Annotated in this window: 16 protein-coding genes; 7 read left to right on the top strand and 9 right to left on the bottom strand. The window is 40.1% G+C overall.

From position 1 onward, the window contains the following. The 4 genes from ACZ1GV_RS12300 to ACZ1GV_RS12285 are packed head-to-tail and all read right to left on the bottom strand — an operon-like array spanning nucleotide 1 to nucleotide 4,550. Nucleotides 1-813, bottom strand: a complete 813-nt coding sequence (locus tag ACZ1GV_RS12300) for a glycosyltransferase family 2 protein (protein ID WP_472674412.1) — start codon at nucleotides 811-813, stop codon at nucleotides 1-3. Between the two features lie 2 nt (nucleotides 814-815). Beyond that, entirely contained in the window at nucleotides 816-2,327 is a 1,512-nt protein-coding gene (xrtA, locus tag ACZ1GV_RS12295; RefSeq protein ID WP_472674411.1) for an exosortase A, read from the bottom strand. Nucleotide 2,328: 1 nt separating this feature from the next. After that, complete coding sequence (locus ACZ1GV_RS12290) at nucleotides 2,329-3,180, bottom strand: XrtA system polysaccharide deacetylase (protein WP_210560936.1); 852 nt, start codon at nucleotides 3,178-3,180, stop codon at nucleotides 2,329-2,331. Between the two features lie 2 nt (nucleotides 3,181-3,182). Next, nucleotides 3,183-4,550, bottom strand: coding sequence for a TIGR03013 family XrtA/PEP-CTERM system glycosyltransferase (locus ACZ1GV_RS12285; RefSeq protein WP_210562335.1), 1,368 nt, complete (start codon nucleotides 4,548-4,550; stop codon nucleotides 3,183-3,185). Nucleotides 4,551-4,740: 190 nt separating this feature from the next. On the opposite strand from ACZ1GV_RS12285, the gene ACZ1GV_RS12280 reads away from it, so the two are divergent. From ACZ1GV_RS12280 to ACZ1GV_RS12265, 4 genes are read left to right on the top strand one after another with little or no spacing between them, the layout of a single operon-like run. Beyond that, nucleotides 4,741-5,382: an XrtA/PEP-CTERM system exopolysaccharide export protein gene (locus ACZ1GV_RS12280; protein ID WP_210560937.1), complete on the top strand. Its 642-nt coding sequence runs from the start codon at nucleotides 4,741-4,743 to the stop codon at nucleotides 5,380-5,382. 56 nt (nucleotides 5,383-5,438) lie between these two features. Then, nucleotides 5,439-7,025, top strand: coding sequence for an XrtA system polysaccharide chain length determinant (locus ACZ1GV_RS12275; RefSeq protein WP_472674410.1), 1,587 nt, complete (start codon nucleotides 5,439-5,441; stop codon nucleotides 7,023-7,025). Further along, the gene (locus ACZ1GV_RS12270) at nucleotides 7,022-7,972 is read left to right on the top strand and encodes an XrtA-associated tyrosine autokinase (RefSeq protein ID WP_472674409.1); all 951 of its coding nucleotides are present in this window, start codon (nucleotides 7,022-7,024) and stop codon (nucleotides 7,970-7,972) included. The genes ACZ1GV_RS12275 and ACZ1GV_RS12270 overlap by 4 nt, the downstream gene beginning before the upstream one ends. 6 nt (nucleotides 7,973-7,978) lie before the next feature. Further along, nucleotides 7,979-9,703, top strand: coding sequence for a porin family protein (locus tag ACZ1GV_RS12265; protein WP_472674408.1), 1,725 nt, complete (start codon nucleotides 7,979-7,981; stop codon nucleotides 9,701-9,703). 7 nt (nucleotides 9,704-9,710) lie between these two features. On the opposite strand, the gene ACZ1GV_RS12260 is transcribed toward ACZ1GV_RS12265, so the two are convergent. Further along, nucleotides 9,711-9,935 carry a DUF3149 domain-containing protein gene (locus ACZ1GV_RS12260; protein WP_472674407.1) on the bottom strand — a complete coding sequence of 75 codons (225 nt, stop codon included), beginning with the start codon at nucleotides 9,933-9,935 and terminating at the stop codon, nucleotides 9,711-9,713. 204 nt (nucleotides 9,936-10,139) lie between these two features. On the opposite strand from ACZ1GV_RS12260, the gene ACZ1GV_RS12255 reads away from it, so the two are divergent. Next, nucleotides 10,140-12,521, top strand: a complete 2,382-nt coding sequence (locus ACZ1GV_RS12255; protein ID WP_472674406.1) for a TonB-dependent receptor — start codon at nucleotides 10,140-10,142, stop codon at nucleotides 12,519-12,521. On the opposite strand, the gene ACZ1GV_RS12250 is transcribed toward ACZ1GV_RS12255, so the two are convergent. Continuing rightward, nucleotides 12,489-12,950, bottom strand: coding sequence for a TIGR02444 family protein (locus ACZ1GV_RS12250; protein ID WP_472674405.1), 462 nt, complete (start codon nucleotides 12,948-12,950; stop codon nucleotides 12,489-12,491). The two genes, ACZ1GV_RS12255 and ACZ1GV_RS12250, sit on opposite strands and share 33 nt — an antisense overlap. Further along, on the bottom strand, nucleotides 12,934-14,850 hold the full coding sequence (locus ACZ1GV_RS12245; protein WP_472674404.1) for an ABC transporter ATP-binding protein: 1,917 nt from the start codon (nucleotides 14,848-14,850) through the stop codon (nucleotides 12,934-12,936). The genes ACZ1GV_RS12250 and ACZ1GV_RS12245 overlap by 17 nt, the downstream gene beginning before the upstream one ends. Before the next feature lie 205 nt (nucleotides 14,851-15,055). Between ACZ1GV_RS12245 and ACZ1GV_RS12240 the strand changes: the two genes are divergently transcribed. Continuing rightward, nucleotides 15,056-15,262 carry a YheV family putative zinc ribbon protein gene (locus tag ACZ1GV_RS12240; protein WP_210560947.1) on the top strand — a complete coding sequence of 69 codons (207 nt, stop codon included), beginning with the start codon at nucleotides 15,056-15,058 and terminating at the stop codon, nucleotides 15,260-15,262. A gap of 42 nt (nucleotides 15,263-15,304) precedes the next feature. Here ACZ1GV_RS12240 and ACZ1GV_RS12235 read toward each other — a convergent pair whose 3' ends face one another. Both ACZ1GV_RS12235 and ACZ1GV_RS12230 read right to left on the bottom strand, forming a co-directional pair. Continuing rightward, nucleotides 15,305-15,532: a SlyX family protein gene (locus ACZ1GV_RS12235; protein ID WP_244731809.1), complete on the bottom strand. Its 228-nt coding sequence runs from the start codon at nucleotides 15,530-15,532 to the stop codon at nucleotides 15,305-15,307. Then, nucleotides 15,519-16,763, bottom strand: coding sequence for a WD40 repeat domain-containing protein (locus ACZ1GV_RS12230; protein WP_472674403.1), 1,245 nt, complete (start codon nucleotides 16,761-16,763; stop codon nucleotides 15,519-15,521). Before ACZ1GV_RS12230 ends, ACZ1GV_RS12235 begins: the two co-directional genes overlap by 14 nt. Nucleotides 16,764-16,895: 132 nt before the next feature. Between ACZ1GV_RS12230 and fkpA the strand changes: the two genes are divergently transcribed. After that, the gene (gene fkpA, locus ACZ1GV_RS12225) at nucleotides 16,896-17,630 is read left to right on the top strand and encodes an FKBP-type peptidyl-prolyl cis-trans isomerase (RefSeq protein WP_210560949.1); all 735 of its coding nucleotides are present in this window, start codon (nucleotides 16,896-16,898) and stop codon (nucleotides 17,628-17,630) included. Nucleotides 17,631-17,661: the final 31 nt, after the last annotated feature.

The following is a 17,661-nucleotide window of genomic DNA, read 5'->3' as shown; positions in this document are numbered from 1 at the left end:
TTAGCTGTGCCTAGCCATTTTTTTATACAGCCCGCTTAAACCCCAAAAGTAACGATGCTTTTTAAATAGGTAAAACAAACCACCTAAGTGAGAAAAGTGAAACTTGCTGAGTTTAAAACCTCGAGAGAGCTCTTGTGCGTCATGGATCATTTGAGTGTGTGGCAAGTAAGTGATCTTAAAACCCGTTTTCCATACTCTAATGCAGTAATCTACGTCTTCTGGTGAGTAAAAGATTTTTTCGTCTAATAAGCCGGTTTTCTCGACACACTCTCGGCTAATCAGCCAACACGCCGATATGGCATAATCTACATCAACAGGGGCCGTAACTTTGCTAAGCGGGTGTTCGTTGGCTTCCATGTTTTTTAAGAATAAAAAGCGTTTGGCTTTTTGTAAAAGTGTTGGGAATACATCACAAGATAGTTGGAAGTTACCGCTAGCGTAAGTCAGTTTAGGGACCACAATGCCACATTCAGGGTTTTTCTGGCTATAGCTTAGCAAGGCGTCAAGACAAGTTGGCGTAATGTAAGCGTCTGAGTCTAAAACTAAAACAAAGTCGCCGGTAGATTCTTTTATTGCACTGTTTCTTGAAAAAGTCGTGCCGGTATTTTCTTTAAAAAATATGGGTTTAATAATATCTGGATGTTGTGCTTGGTACTGCTTTAATAATTCAACACTGCCATCTTGGCTGCCGTTGTCGACGATAAATATTTCAGAGCCCTGTTCATACTGGCGATAAGCCTCTAACAAGGAGTCTAAGCAACGTGGCAAGGTGTTAACAGAGTTAAATGACAATATGACGGCTGACACTAACATGGCTATTGTTCCTGTTGAATAAATTGGCCAAATAACAATTCTAATTGTTCTTGGCTGACATCGGCCTGATCCGCTGACATGATTAACGCTTGTCCTCCAAAGTCGGTTTGCAACAATTTATTGATGACTTGCTGACCTTTGATTTTCCACGTGTTCGCTGACACAAATCCATCGGTTTTATAAACCATTAGAATATTTCGTTTTTTACCAACTAAGCTAACAATTTGAGTGTATTGCACTTCAATTATTTGCTCACCTATTGTGATAGGTTTCATTTTTTTCGATTTGATTGACCAGCGGTCTGGATTAAATAATCGGTTTTCGAAGTTTATCAGTTCTTTGTCATCGGCTTCTGTTGCAAACAGTACTTTGTATGTTGTTACCGCTTGGTTGTTTGACCATGTATTTAATTCGATACTATCCGCGTTAGGAAAGTAAACCGCCCAAGGTGTCATTGGTTGTTTATACAAGTCATTTATTTTTGATACGTGCTCACTGAGTTTACTTGCAACAGCAACATCAGGTTGCGCTTGTTTAATCAGGTTAGCACTCAGCGGTGCAATGGCTAACGCTATCGCCACCACAAGGTAAGCGACGCCAATATTTCTTGGTGAGTCGGTAGTAGTGTTTTTGTTTTCTGCTTTAGCGTTTTGTTCTTCATCAGCAGAAACCGGTTCTATTTGGTCTGACAAGGCATTACCAAGCCAAATGAGCATGATCATTACAAAGCTAAAAAATACCCACCCGTAAACGATATGATCAAACCCTGTTGCAGCTTCAATATTGCCTAAATGTGCAATAACGATGATTAGGAAAACTCGCATACCATTTGCGAGTATCGGCACAAAAATACCTGCCGATATCATGACTAAACGGCGTTTATAGCTGTCGATATAAAGCAGGGCATAAAAAATAGCGATGGTAATAGATGAAATTAGAAAGCGGATACCACTGCACGCCTCGGCAACAAGAAAATTACCCGCTGGAATGGAAATATAAAGCCCGTCGCTGTAAACGGGAATTCCCACAAATTCAATCATGGCAATGGATAATACGGCAGTAATTTGTTGCAAATGAGGGATAAGAAAATCACCTACCGGTACCGCTAAAAATAAAAACAGCAATGCACTTTTTAGTTGCCACAGCGCTTTAAATCCATAAAGAGCCCACACAACAAAAGGTATAATGGCCACTAAGCTTAGTTGTGCGAGTAAGTTTATTTGCGCGAGTTCGCTGATTAACCAACAGGCACTAAAAAATAGAATACCTAACGCCGCTAGAGGCTGTGATGCATTAACTTTTAAAGGTTTACGTTGCAGTCGCGAAAAGATCAGTACTGCGGTGAGAGGCACGATAAACAAACCGTGACTATAGGTTTCCGAGTTCATCCATAAATGAACCATATCGACTACGGTATCGAGATAAAACAATACAAGCAGTGCGACTAGACACACTGCTTCGATAACAGCGCGTTGCATTGCTTTGTTGGTCCTTAACGTATTAACAATATCCATATTAGTCTTCTAAATATACGTTCTGCATCGTATCCCACTGATAGTCAGTGAGTAGTCTTGCTATTTTACCTTCCATTTTGTCTAGGTTGATGTAGTGCCTAAACTTTGATTTGAAGCTTGCATCTTTAACGCGAGGTTGGTTTGGATCAATTTCCCACGGGTGGAAATAAAAACTATAAGGTGCAGACTCTTGTTCCATAAATTTGTTAATGCGACGTTTAGAAAGCCAATAAGGGAATAAGCGGAAGTAACCGCCACCGCCAATGCCGGTGTTTACGTCGTCTTTGCGAATTGTCGGGATAGGTATTTCAATAATACCTTCTGGACGCTCATACTTAAATCGTGGCCAGTTGGGAACGCCATACAAATCGTGTTCAATTGGGTAGGTGCTAGAGCTATATTTAAAACCCAGCTCTACAAGTATTTCGTAAGCCCATTGATTTGAATCGTTAATACTAAAGCTTGGTGCGCGGTATCCGGCAATAGATTTGCCTAAGGTGTCTTCTAAAAATGATTTAGAACGGTAAACATCTTCTTTGAATACGCTTTGGCTTTGGGTTGTTGCACGTTGATGAGCAAAACCATGACTTGCAACTTCATGTCCGCGACGGTCAATTTCGGTAATTAAATCTGGAAACTTTTCGGCAACGGCACCAAGTATAAAAAATGTTGATTTTGCGTTGTGGGCATCAAACAAGTCTAACAAGCGACGTGTATTATCATTCACTCGGTGTTCTAAGCTTGGCCAATCTTTTTGTGAGAACAAAGAGTCAAAAGCAGAAACGTGGAAGTAGTCTTCCACGTCAACGGTCATCGCATGAGTAGTTGCTTTGTTTGGCTTACTGCCCGACATAATTAACGACCTTTACCAAATAGGATAATTTCGAAGGTACGAACTAAAATCAATAAGTCGAGCAGAATGCTGCGACGCTTGATGTAATACAAATCAAATTTGAGCTTTTCTAGCGAGTCATTAACACTTGAACCATAAGGGTAATTAAGTTGTGCCCAACCTGTTAAGCCTGGTTTAACGTTGTGACGATGATTGTAATACGGTATTTCTTTGATGAGTTCTTTTACAAACTCTGGGCGTTCTGGACGAGGCCCAACAAAGCCCATTTCGCCTTTAAAAACATTAAACAACTGCGGCAATTCATCAATTCGGTATTTACGTAATGCATTACCAATTTTTGTTACGCGGTCATCGGTTTTTTGAGCCCATTGCGCACCGTCTTTTTCGGCATCTTGGCGCATACTTCTAAATTTAATAATTTCGAATAACTGGCCATCCATACCAACACGGGTTTGCTTGTAAAAGATAGTGCCACCTTTTTTGCGACCGTCTTCAAGATAGATAAGTGCCATGGTGATAAGTATCAGTGGCCAAGTTAGTGCAAATACAAACACGGCTAAAATAACATTTAATACATAATCGGCTGCAACACGGATATAGTGACGAGATTGGAACCCGTTCGAGTAAATAACCCAAGACGGATAAATAAGGTTGACGGCAACTTGCCCTGTTTCTTCTTCAATAAAGTCCAGAATGTCTTTAACGACTACGCCGCCCATCTTACAGTCGAATAGTGCTTCTAACGGCAGTGACCCTCGGCGCTCATCTGGTGCAATTACAATTTCATCAATTTGATTTTCTTGAATAAACTCATGTAAGTTGTCTAGGGAGTCAAGCTTGATTATATTTTCACGCTTTAATTCATCTTCTTTATCTGATGCTAACGGAATAAAACCAACTAATGAAAAACCACGGCGGTCTGACTCGCGACGCATACGCTTTTCAATTATTGACGCTCTTTCACCTGCTCCGATTACCACTACACGTTTTTTTGTAATACCAAACATTTCGAACGTGCTGGCCAAATAACGAATGGTAAAAACAAGAACAACAATGGTTAATACGTATGATGCAAATAAAAGAGGAAGAACTTCTGAAGAGGTAAAAATATTAAAAACAATAATTTCAAAGATGGCAAAGGTCATTACGCCACTAACTAGACACCGACGAAATATACCAATATGGCTGTCTCGTAATTTTATATCGTATAAACCAACGGATAGGTTGGTAACAATAAACAAACTAGCGATAGCTATTGGCAATACCCACCATACTTCTTTATAAGCTGGCAATAGTGGTAAGTCATAAACTTCTATGGCCCAAAAGCCTATTAGACCTACAGATAGAGCAACTAGCCAATCCATAATCATTAACGTGTTACTACGTTGATTAATAGGCTTTTGATGAAATACCTTTTTCAAGTCAGTTCCTAGTCGTTGTGAAAGTTGTTATTGTTTTTGTAACAGATACTTTAACTGATTGTAAGCATACTGTCATTTCGAAAAAATATAATAGTTCACATTTATTATGATTTGATTACAATCACTATTGATACATATTATGGACAACAAAAACAAGAGTGAATTTGCCGTGAAAATATTAATTATATTAATGTGTGTACTAGCCATGATTGGCTGTTCAACAAATCGTTTGCCACCGGCAACGGTTAAACCTTCCGCAATTGCTAGTGTTGATGACTATCAATATCTTATTGGCCCAGGCGACTCGGTTAATATTTTTGTTTGGCGAAACCCTGAGGTTTCAGGCAGTTTTGTTGTTCGCCCCGATGGTATGATTACCACATCTCTTGTCGAAGACATTCCTGTTTCCGGCAAAACGCCAACACAATTAGCGCGCGAAATCGAAGTTGTGCTTGGGCAATATATTAAATCACCTATTGTAACTGTTAGTGTTGGTGGCTTTGTCGGGCCATTTACCGAGCAGGTTCGTGTAATTGGTGAAGCAACAAACCCGATGGCCGTAAATTATCGTCAAAACATGACTCTGCTTGATCTTATGATTCAAGTTGGTGGCTTAACTGAGTTTGCTAATGGCAATAGTGCGGTGTTAGTTCGTGTTATTAACGGTCGACAAACAGAATTTGAGATAGAGCTCGACGATTTAATAAAGCAGGGTGATATCAGTGCAAATGTAGATATTTTACCTGGCGATATTATTATCATTCCGGAAGATTGGTTCTAATTGGTCGCGTAAAAAGTAGTTTTTAAGTAGTAAGTAGTTAAGCAAAGGATTATTAAATGCAGGATCTGCAGGCCACCATTCAACAAATACTGGATTATATAAAAGGTATTTGGATTAAAAAGCGGTTTATTATCATATCGACTTGGTTGATATGTCCGCTGGGATTGTTTTTAGTGGCAAAAATGCCCGATGTATATGAATCAGAAGCGAAGGTATATGCAGATACTCGTTCCATGCTTAAGCCACTGCTAAGAGGGTTAGCAATTCAAACAGACCCGAAAGAAGAAATAAATGCTATTGCGCGTACATTAAAATCAACGCCAAACCTAGAGGATATTGCCCGTAAAGCAGATTTAGACATTAGCGCTAAAACGCCTCAAGAGTTCCAGGGCATTGTTGAGAACTTAAGAGATAAAATTATTTTTGATAGTTCAGGTCGCGCTAGTATTTACAGTATTTCTTTTGAGCATCCAGATCCACAAATTGCCAAACGCGTTGTATCACTAACACTAGATAAGTTTGTTGAGTCGGCATTAGGTCAAAATCGTCAGGACAGCACCACAGCCAGTAACTTTTTAGATGAACAGTTACAAGAATATGCTACTCGATTGGCAAGCTCAGAGCAGCGTTTAGCTGATTTTAAAAAGCAGTATGGTGACTTGTTGCCAGAGTCTGGCGGTTCGGGTTATTACCAGCAACGAGGACAGTTAAAAACTCAAATTGAGTCAATTAATTTAGAGTTGTCAGAAAAGCAAACGCAATTACAGAGTTTAAAAAGTAAATTTGCCACTAGTACTACCAATGAAGGCAACCCTGATAACGTAAATATCGCTACTCAGTACGATCAACGTATTGCTCAAATGCAGGCAAATTTAGATGATTTACAAATTCGTTTTACCGATAAACATCCAGATGTACTGCAAACAAGAGAGCGTCTAGAATCATTGCAGCAACAACGTAAGTCGGAAATCGATCAGCTAATGAAAGGGCTGTCAAATGGTGAGTTGGCCGCTGGTAGTCTAAGTGAAAACGCAATTGTTCAACAGCTTACTATCGTGATTAACAATTTAGAAAGTAATATCGCGTCATTAAATGTTCGTAAGCAAAGTTATGTTGAAAAACTAGACGTGCTTGAACAAAAATTAGAGTTGATTCCAGATATTGAGGCGAAACGTACGGCGTTAAACCGTGATTATGGAATTACTAAACGTAAGTATGAAGAGTTATTAACTCGTAAAGAGTCAGCAGATTTATCCCGTAAGGCCGACTTATCTGCTGAAGATGTGCAATTTAGAATTATTGAGCCACCTGTTGTGCCACTAGCGGCATCAGGGCCAAAACGTGCCTTGTTATACACAGGTGTGTTAATTATTAGTTTTGGTGCTGGCGTAGCCTTGGCCTTTTTGTTTAGCCAGCTAAATCCGGTAATCATCAATGCTAATCATTTAACAAAAATTACTGGCCGACCTGTATTAGGCGCAGTCACAGATATTAACTTAGCAGAAATCAATAAACGTGATCGACGCAGAATGTGGGTATTTGCTGCCTCATCCACCGTAATTCTTGGTTTATATTTGGTGTTTATGTTCTCAGAGATTGTGATGAAAAAGACACCGTTGCAGTTAATGGAGAGATTCATATGAGCTCTATAGAAAAGGCAATGAAACGCCAAGGTGAAAAAGCTAAATTTGGTCAACCAAAAGCAGCTGAAGGTGAGATTGAACAAGTAGCAACGCCTAATGACCAAACAGAAGAGTCGAAGCATTTAGAACAACCAGAGTCAGAACAAGTTACAAAACAAGATCAGGTGTTGCCGTCGGATAATCACCAAACCGAGTTGAGCTCACCGGTAAGTAACAATAAAGACTTAGTGATTGATTTTGAAATGCTTGAAAGCAAGGGTTTTGTTGCTTTATCTCGTAAGCGTACGTTAATAAACGAAGAGTTTCGTAGCATTAAGCGTAAAGTGTTAAATAACGCGTTTGGCGGTTTGGCCAAAACGCTTCATCATGCGAACCTGGTGTTTGTTTCAAGCTCACGACCGAATGAAGGTAAAACCTTTACAGCGGTTAATTTAGCGTTAAGCATTGCGTTAGAACAAGACAAAACGGTGCTGCTAGTAGACGCTGATGTGCTCAAACCGAGCGTATCAAAAACCTTAGAAATAGGCGCGAACGTTGGTTTAATTGAATATTTAACCGGTGAAGAGAAAGACGTTTCATCTGTTATTTATCATACCAATATTGAAAATCTAAAGGTTATTCCTGCTGGTTTACCACATCACTTATCAAACGAATTATTATCAAGCGACAAAATGCTCAAGCTCTGTAAAGAGTTTGCCAGTCGTTATCCTGACCGAATCGTTGTTTTTGATTGCCCTCCGCTTTTAGGTGTTAATGAAACGGCACTAATGGCAGAGCAATGTGGCCAAGGCGTGATTGTGGTAGAAGAGTACAAATCAAAAGTCTCGGAAGTAAAGCAAGCCGTTGATTTATTACCAGAGAAGATGGCGGTAGGGTTTGTACTTAATAAAGTGACTGACCCAACTGAAACTCAGGGTTATGGTTACTATTACGGTTCAGGAGCTTAATTACAAATGAGCAAGCAGCAGAATCAAAGAAGTTGTGCAATTATAAATGCGTCATCACGTCGCGCTAATGACTTTGTTATATCTGCTGTTGCCATGTTTGTTGCTACTTGTTTAGGAACGGTGACAACGAGTGCAGTTGCCACTGAAATAGAAATCAAACCTAAAATTACGTCGGTATATACCTATGTTGGTGACGCGGAGTTTAATGGTTTTGAATTGGACTCGCCGGTTGAAGATGGCCACCAAGCTTTAACGCTTACGCCGAGTATTTCAATGCTCGCTAGTGGCCCTGTTTGGAATGGCCAATGGACAGTTTCTCACACTAAAATAGAGCAACTAGAGTCTAATTTTGAAAATACCTCTTTCAGCGATATCTCGCTAAATAATCAATTTAACTTTGTTAAAGATCGCGTGGTATTTTCCGCGAATGCTAGTCGCAAGAACCAAAATATTGATAACCGTTTTGCTGGTGTCTCAGATCCTATTTTTGGTCAAAGCGAATACGTCGATGTTGATAATGGCACATTAGGATTAACCGTAAAAAACAAATCGGGTTCCGACTGGCGTAATAGTCTGAATTATTCGTATTCGGCGACTCGCTTTGATGAAGATCAGTTAGCAAATACCAGCACACGGTCAACGCAACTGGTTAAAGGCGATAGACAGAACGCGGAAGTTCGGCTCGCATATGGTTCACGAGCAAACCAAGTAAAGGGTGAGTTTCGACTAGCTGGAAATAGTAACGATAGAAATGTTCGTGGCAAGCAAAGTAATATAGCAGCCTCTTTTAATTTGGAACTACCTATGTGGTCGGCGCTTGATTTTGTATTAAGTGGTTCAGCATCACGTAACTCCATAGCAAATTCGAGTTTTGAAGACTCTAATTTGGATAATGAATTTTATGGCGCTGGTTTAGCGTGGCGTTTCAGCGAACGCTCATATATCGCGGTAACCTACAATAAAGATACGCAGGGTCAAACCCGTTTTAGTGATGCTGATGAGGAGTTTGATGATACTTTTGTTGGCTATCGTTTGGTATTAGAGCCGAGTAAACGAACTTCGCTAAGTTATGAAAACAGCCGACGTTTTTACGGTGAGTCACATAACTTTAAATACAACAAGTCGGGCAACCACTGGAATATTAATGTTGGATATGCTGAAGATTTATCGAGCCAGTCTAGGTTGGTTAACGATCCTATTTCTGCTGGTATTTATAGCTGTAATCCTATTTCGTTAGAAAGAGTGGATTGTATTCCGTTATCAAGAATTCCAGACAGACCAGACCCAAGACGTGAGTATATTGAGTTTTTTGATCCGAACTTTTTTATTGATGAAGAGTTAGTGTTATCTAAGGGATTAAATGCGTCTGTGTCGTATAAAGGCCGTAAGAGTACATTAACTTTGTCGTATGCAAAAAGTAAGCGCTTGTTTTTAGAACGTGACAATGATGAGTTTGGTAACGAACAAGACAGTGAGTCTTTTTCTATTAACTATAACCATAGAATGTCGCGCCGAACGTCTTTTAATGCATCAGCAAACCAAACTGACGTTGATTCAAATGGTACAAGAGGCGACAGAAAAGGCTTTCAGGCAAGTGTTGGTTTGGAGCGTAAGTTAACAAGAAAGGCAACTGGAAAACTGAATATCCGCCGCTTTGATAACGACGGAAATTCAATTGGACAAAATAGAAAAGATACTCGGTTGGAAGTGCAGTACTCTTATCAATTTTAAATTAATTTTAATGCGCGTTTTGATGCATATTTAGGTTAGTTGTTACATCTAACTCAACGTCATCTTTCATTTCTTCCATTGGCGCCTCTGATTCCATGATATTTTTAATGAAATACCAAGTGTAAAAAATCATCAAGCCTAGTGTTAATGCTAAAATACCAAAGCTCATAAACAATACTGGATCGCTCATAAAGTCACGAAACATAGATTCAATATTAAATTCGTTAAACATAATCGTTCTCCTTTTTTCTATGCCTTCAATTTAGCTCCTTGGTGTAATTTAATAATGATCTAGATCATGCTTTTTAGGTGTGCGTTTAATAAGCGAATTAAACATTGATTTAGATCATATTAAATAATCGCTAACAAACGTATTTACATTGATATGATATAGTGTATCATTTTTCTATATCATTAATTTAGAGAGTAAAAGCTTGTGTTTTTAAATCGATTTTTTGCAACTTCTTTGTGTGCAGTTAGTGTTTTAAGTGCAAGTCCGGCGTACGCTGCACATAGTATCGAAGGACTAGTTAAAGACGCGAAAGGCGCACCAGTAAAAAATGCCAAAGTCTTTGTACATGGCAGTACCTTAGTCGTTACCACAGATCAAAGTGGCCGCTTTAAATTAACTGAACAAATGAAGCATATCGAAGAGTTGCACGTGGTTGCATCAGGATTTAATCATGCTTCAGTTAAACTTTCTGAAAATATTACTAGTTACAATATTGTACTGTCGCCTAGCCTAATTGAGCGTATTGACGTTACTGCGACGCCACTTCACGGTTCTACTTTGGAGTCTGCAACGCCAATTTCTGTGTTGAGTGACCAAGAGTTAAAAAACAAACATGCTTCAACATTAGGTGAAACATTAAAAGCAGAGTTAGGTGTACATTCTTCCTATTACGGTCCTGTAAGTAGCACGCCTATTATTCGTGGTTTAGATGGGCCTCGAGTTCTTATTGCGCAAAATGGTTTAGATGTAGGTGATGCTTCTAGAGTGGGCCCAGATCATGTGGTATCGACCGAAACAAGTACCGTAAAACAAATTGAAGTATTACGAGGTCCTGCAACATTGTTTTATGGCAGTGGCGCTATTGGCGGAGTCGTGAATGTGGTTGATAACCGTGTACCACGAGAATTAGAGCGAAGCTCTGAATGGCAATATTCCTTTGGCACAGTGGCAGATGAATCGGAGTTGTCGTTTGCATTAAACGGTGGGGCAGAGCAAGCCTTGTCAGGAAAAGATATTGCTTGGCATGTTGATGCTTTTTATAGAGACAGCAGTGATTATGATGTGCCTGCCGATCCTGAGTTACATGTCGATGAAGATGAAGAAGAACATGCTGAACACGCTGAAGATGATCATGGCTCTTTTACGCTAGCAAATAGTGCCTCTCGTTCAAAAGGCGGTACTGTTGGAGCAAGTGTGTTATTGGATAACGGCTTTGTTGGTGTTTCGGTAGGTTACCTAGACCGTTTGTACGGTATACCTGGTCACGCGCATGTACATGAAAAGCACGATGAGCATGAAGAGCATGAAGAACATGAAGAGCATGAAGAACACGCAGATGAGCACGAAGGTCACGATGACCACGATGAGCATGGTGAAGAAGGCTTTGTAAAAGGCGATATGCGTCAAACTCGTGTGCAGTTAATTTCTGAGCTTACTTTTAAAAATTCATGGATAACAGGTTTAAATACTAAGTTTGGTGTAACAAATTATCAGCACCAAGAGCTGGAGTTTGATGGGATTGGTGGCGTAGAAGTCGGTACTCAGTTTAATAATGATGCATGGGAACTTCGTAGTGATATGTTACTCGCTGATTTAAACGATTGGCATGGCGCTTTAACGTTCGATATAAAATCATCTGACTTTGAAGCAATAGGCGAAGAGGCATTTACACCGCCATCAAAAACTAAGTCGTACGCTATTGGACTGCTTGAAGAAAAGCACTTTGACAATGTGTTGGTGCAACTAGGTGCACGTGCAGAACAAGTATCTATAGATTCAGATTTGTACTCGTTTGATTTCTCACCAGTGAGCTTATCAGCGGGTTTAGTTTATGATTTTGCTAGTGGTTATAACATAGCCGCGTCGTATACTCATTCTTCTAGAGCACCTTCTGCAGGCGAATTGCTTTCATACGGACCTCATATTGGTACCCGTTCGTTCGAACTAGGTGCAATTTTTGACTCAATAGATGGAGCTACATCTGTCATAGAGTCGGACATGGTGGAAGAAACATCGAATAACATAGAGTTGAGCCTTAGAAAATTTGAAGGCGATGTGGGTTTTGTTGTTAATGCCTTTTTTAATCAAGTAGATGATTTTTATTATCAAGCCAATACTGGTGAAGAGCTAGATGAGTTGCCGGTATACCGTTATGAGGCCAGAGACGCTGAGTTTTATGGTGTTGAAGCGCAGTGGATTTGGCAAGCTAACCAAGACTTGAAGATCACAGTGCAGGCAGACAGCATCAATGGAAAATTAACATCAGGTGAGTATTTACCGCGTATTCCACCAACTAGATTAGGCACTACTTTTGACTACGAGTTGGAAAATACCAGTATTGAACTGAGTGTGATGCATCATTTTGAGCAAGACAAAACCGCAGCGATGGAAACAACAACGGATAGCTATTCTATGGTTGATATAAAAGTTAACCATTACTTACCGTTAGCTGGCATGGATACAACCTTGTTCTTTAAGATTAATAACTTGTTTGACGAAGAAGCCCGAGTTCATTCGAGCTTTTTAAAGAACGATACCTTGTTACCTAGTCGCTCATTTGTTGTCGGTATTAGAGGTATGTATTAACAAAGCTTGATAACGTCCCCAGTTATTAGGTACTGAGACGTCAGCTCGATATTCGGCGGCGTCTCTTTTCATCATGTCACACAGCAAAGATTGTTCTTGTTGCTCAAATAACAATTCTGCTTCTAATAGGTGATGACGAATGTCTTCGTAATGATTGATTTGAGCTTTTTGCTGTTTAAACGTCTCGCGATTGACACGAATGGCTTGAGTAAATTTTCTAGAGAATTGACTGATGTAGTTGTGCAAAATAGTGAGTTCTTGGTCACTTATTTCAATGGTTAAGTCGTCGCAATATAAACAAAATAACGCTAGGTTGACGTTCCCATCGTAACTGTTTTGCCAGCTTAAGAGTTCGTTTTGAAGCTCATCTTGCTGATAACTGGTTACACTAAACTGCCAAAGCTCAGTTGGCTCAATTAGATTCGTCATACTCGCTCCTCATCACTTCCATTTGTTCTTCATATTCAAACCATTGCATTTCTATGTCTTCAAGCTCACTTTTTAATTTGGCTTGTTCACTTAAAAGTTGGTTTAAATCTGACTTTCTTGACTCAGTATAGAGGTCAGTGTCGCCCATTGCCTCTTCAATTTCACTTAGCCTTGTTGTCATTTTTTCTTGTTGCTCAACTAACTTATCAGCTTTTTTCTTAATTGGGGATAGGGCTTTACGTAGTTCTGCTTCTTTTCGCTTTTGATCTTTTTTGGCAACGGCAGAATTCACCTTGTCGTTACTTGTGTCTTTATCTTGATTGGCCTGACGATCTTGGTCAAGCAACCAGTTGTGATAATCGTCTAAGTCACCGTCAAATGGTGCGACTTGGCCACTATCAACTAAGTATAGGTCATCACAGGTTGATTTTAATAAGTGACGATCGTGGGCAATAAGTATCATAGCGCCTTCGAAACCTTGTAAGGCAATTGCTAAGGCTTGACGCATTTCGATGTCTAAATGGTTAGTAGGCTCATCGAGAAGCAATAAGTTTGGTTTTTGAAAAACGATAAGGGCTAACACTAATCGAGCTTTCTCACCGCCGGAAAAGCTGTCAATTTTGTCTAGAGCTTGATCGCCGTTAAAGCCAAATCCGCCTAAATAGTCACGAGCCATTTGTTCTGTCATGGTGCGATCTAGTGCCTGAACATGATCAACCGGACTTTGACCAATTGATAAGGTATCCAATTGATGCTGCGCGAAATAACCAATACGTAAGTGTTTACTATGTTCAAATTCACCAGAAAGAGGCGGTATGTCTCTAGAAAGTGTTTTAATTAAGGTGGATTTACCAGCGCCATTTCTACCTAGCAAGCCAATTCGACTGCCAGGTACTAGGTTCATTCTTATTTTAGATAAAATAGCGGTATCGCCGTATCCGGCTTCTACCTGGTCCATTTTAATAATTGGGTTTGGGATATTAGATGCTGGTCGAAATTCGAAATGGAATTGTGAATCAACGTGCGCTGGTGCAATTTTCTCCATGCGTTCGAGCATTTTTACTCGGCTCTGTGCTTGTTTGGCTTTGGTCGCTTGGGCTTTAAACCGGTCGATAAAAGATTGAATGTGTTTAATTTCAAGCTGTTGTTTTTCAAAGTTAGCTTGTTGCTGGGCGAGTTTTTCTGCGCGCTGAGTTTCAAATGTTGAGTAATTACCTGTGTAACTATTTAGACTGTTGTTTTCTACGTGCAGAATGCCTTGGCAAATATTGTCGATAAAGTCTCTGTCATGGGAGATTAATAAAATGGTCCCTTCGTATCTATTTAGCCACTTTTCTAACCAAATTACCGCATCTAAATCTAAGTGGTTAGTTGGCTCATCTAGTAGTAAGCAGTCACTATCAATCATAAGTGCTTGGGCTAAATTTAAGCGCATTCGCCAACCACCAGAAAAACTCTTAACAGGACGTTGTTGTGCGTCAGCATCAAAACCTAAGCCATTTAGCATTTCACCTGCTCTGGCTGGAATGGTGTAGGCGTTAATCGTTTCTAAATCATGATGGATTTGGGCAATTTGATGGCCATTATTCGCAAGTTCGGCTTTTGCTAATGCTGCTTGAAGCTGACAATATTTTTCGTGGCCATCTATCACGTAGTCTAATGCCGATTTGTCTAGTCCTGGTGTCTCTTGCTTTACCCACGCTAGCTGCCAACCTTTTGGATAGGAGATTTCGCCACCGTCATTAGACAGTTCTCCACGGATCATATTGAACAGCGTCGACTTACCGCAACCATTTGCGCCTACTATGCCTATTTTATGGCCGGGATAAATAGTGGCAGAGGCTTGTTGGAATAAGACTTTGTTACCAAGTTGTAAGTCGAGTTGTGAAATTTGCAGCATAGAGAATATAAAGTCCTAAAATTTTTAACGTGGGAATGGTATATGTTGCTTAACAAAACGTATACCCAAAGGACGGCTTTTTTGTTTAAATAGCGCCTGTTTTGAATTAACGGTTTTTTACGTCGGGTTTTATTCAACTAACTTAATTGCATTTCGGTAATTATCGTAAGTTAATAGAGTCACTTGAGGTAACTGGGAACATACGATGACTAAAAAGAAAAAGAGATTTATTGCTGGTGCAAGTTGCCCTGAATGTAAGGCGATGGATACCATGATGTTATTTATGGAAAATAACGTTGAAAAAGTTGAGTGTAAGTCTTGTGGTCATCAAATGACGCAACCGGACGGTGCCGTTCAAGGCGCAACTCGCCAATTTGAACAAGTCATTGGTGTGTTTACGCCTGGCGATTAGGTACTGGTAGATTATTTTATGTAATCTTTGGTACCGTTATTTTTAGTAGTGCGGAGGAGGTGTCTCTTCTGCCTGCGATGCCACTGGCGAGCCTTTATCTTGACTAAATTTTTGGGCTAGCAGTTCAATCTGACGTTTCATCGTCGCCTGAGCTAAATTTAGCGTCGTGATTTCAGCATTTAGCTGTTCTATTGTATCTTCTTGAAAAGCGAGTTGGCTTTCTAGCGACTCTACTTTTAAAGTTAGCTCTTGCAGTTTATCTGTGCTCACTGTCGATATCCCATATTTCATTTAACCCAGCTGAACTTTCGCTGACGACTTGGGTTTCGTTATTTATAAAGCTGGCACTATACACTACAGCACTTTGCGGACGCGAGCCTTTCCTAGGGGTAACAAGCCATTGTTGTAACTGTTTGCCGGTTTTTACATCCCATAATGTAAGTTGTCGGGTTGGTGCTCCGGTGAGTAGCCATTTGCCGTTGTCACTAAATCGCGCACTGGTAAATATTTCTTGGCGATTAATGTAATCAAGTTGTGAAATCGTTTGGCCCGTTTTTAAGTCCCAAATACGAGCTTGTTTTTTACTATCTGCGGTAAATGCATAACGAGCTCTAGGGTCTAATGCGACAAATATGACGCGACTCGCATGTCTAAATTTATGTATGACTTGGCCACTGCTGGTATCCCACAAATAAGCGGTTTGATCGCTAGAGCCCGTCAAGACATACTTTCCGTTTGGTGCCATATCTAGACTATTAATTGCATTGTTAATTTGTACGGACTCACCCTGCTCATCTAATAAGTTGCGCTGGTGGCCTAAAAACTCCAGTCGACGTCCACTTTCTATGGTGATGTGGGTGATCATGCCGTTGCTTTTACCTAAAACAATGTGCTTTCCATTATTTGAAACATCGATGGCGCGTATTGTTCCAAGCGCTAAACATTGCTCTCCCGCCGCAAAGTCTACATCTATGCATTTGTCGCGATCGATAACGCTAATCTGTGAGGCTTTTGGTAAATCGGAGGCAGGATTATTACGGTTGACCCAAGCATTTGAACCATCGTCGTCACTAATTTGAACTTTTGACTTTCTAACTTGCCAAAAACCTACGTTTTCACCACTGGTAATGTCCCACAGTGAAAAATTATGTTTATCGGCCAATACCGCATGAGAGTCATTATCGGCAATAGAAGTTGCAAAGATGACATTGCTGTTGCTCATGATTGAGGTGCTTTCGCCATCATCGAAGCTAAGTGGTTGCTGATCAATATTGTGTGACCATTGATATTTAGCACCGTTGGCATTGAGATCCCATAAAGCTACCCCATGATATAAGGTGGATACGACGGAGTAATTTCCGGAACTGGAGATGCTTGCCGCAAAGGCACCGGTTTGGGCATGCTCAAACTGTTGTTTTGGCTTATCGCCAGCAGGTTGGCAGCCACTAATTAACGTAGTTGCAATAAATACGATAGATACAAAAAGAATTTTAATTCGCAAACTGAGCCTCGATTTATTTATTAGCTTGGTTTTCTAGCGTTTTAGGGTTTTTCTTTACATTGTTACTCGCTAGTATAGGCTACATCTAATTGAAAAATGTAGCATTAGATTTATAAGAATAATGGAGAACACATGAATAAAGCAGTAAAACTAACTGCAATTGCTGCGGCAGTCGCACTTTTAGGCGCTTGTGGTAATGCGGAAAAAGCGCAGGTTAAAGTTGAATCTGAAGCCGATAAGCAAAGTTATGCACTAGGTGCATCTATGGGTCGTTACCTAAATAATAATCTTGAGAAGAATGCTGAGATTGGCATTGAGCTTAAAAAAGATATGATTTTAGGCGGTATTGAAGACGCGTTGGGTGACAAAGTTCAGTTTACTGAAGAAGAAATTGAAACTGTTATGAATGCTTTAGAGGCTGATGTTCGTAAGCGTGGCATGGAGCATCAAGAGAAGTTGGCGTCAGCGGCTCAAGAAGAAGGCAAGCAATTTTTAGTTGAGAATGCAAAACGTAGCGAAGTAACAGTAACTGAGTCTGGCCTTCAATACGAAGTTTTATCTGAAGCAGAAGGCGAAAAGCCAGCGGCAGCTGACACTGTAACTGTTCATTACCACGGCACGTTAGTTGACGGAACAGTATTTGACTCTTCTGTCGATCGTGGTCAAACAACTAGCTTCCCGTTAAATCGAGTTATCCCTGGTTGGACTGAAGGTTTACAGTACATGAGCAAAGGCTCTAAGTATAAGTTCTACATTCCTTCTGAGTTAGGATATGGCGCGCGTGCTGCAGGTTCAATTCCTCCACATTCAACACTTATTTTTGAAGTTGAGCTATTTGATATTCAAAAAGCACCAGCAGCAGAATAATCGTTTGAAACCTAGTTTTAAACACACAAAA

This window comes from Psychrosphaera sp. HA2-10 (assembly GCF_055693745.1).
The sequence above is the reverse complement of the archived record's forward strand: the minus strand, read 5'-3'. Positions and strand labels throughout refer to the sequence as shown.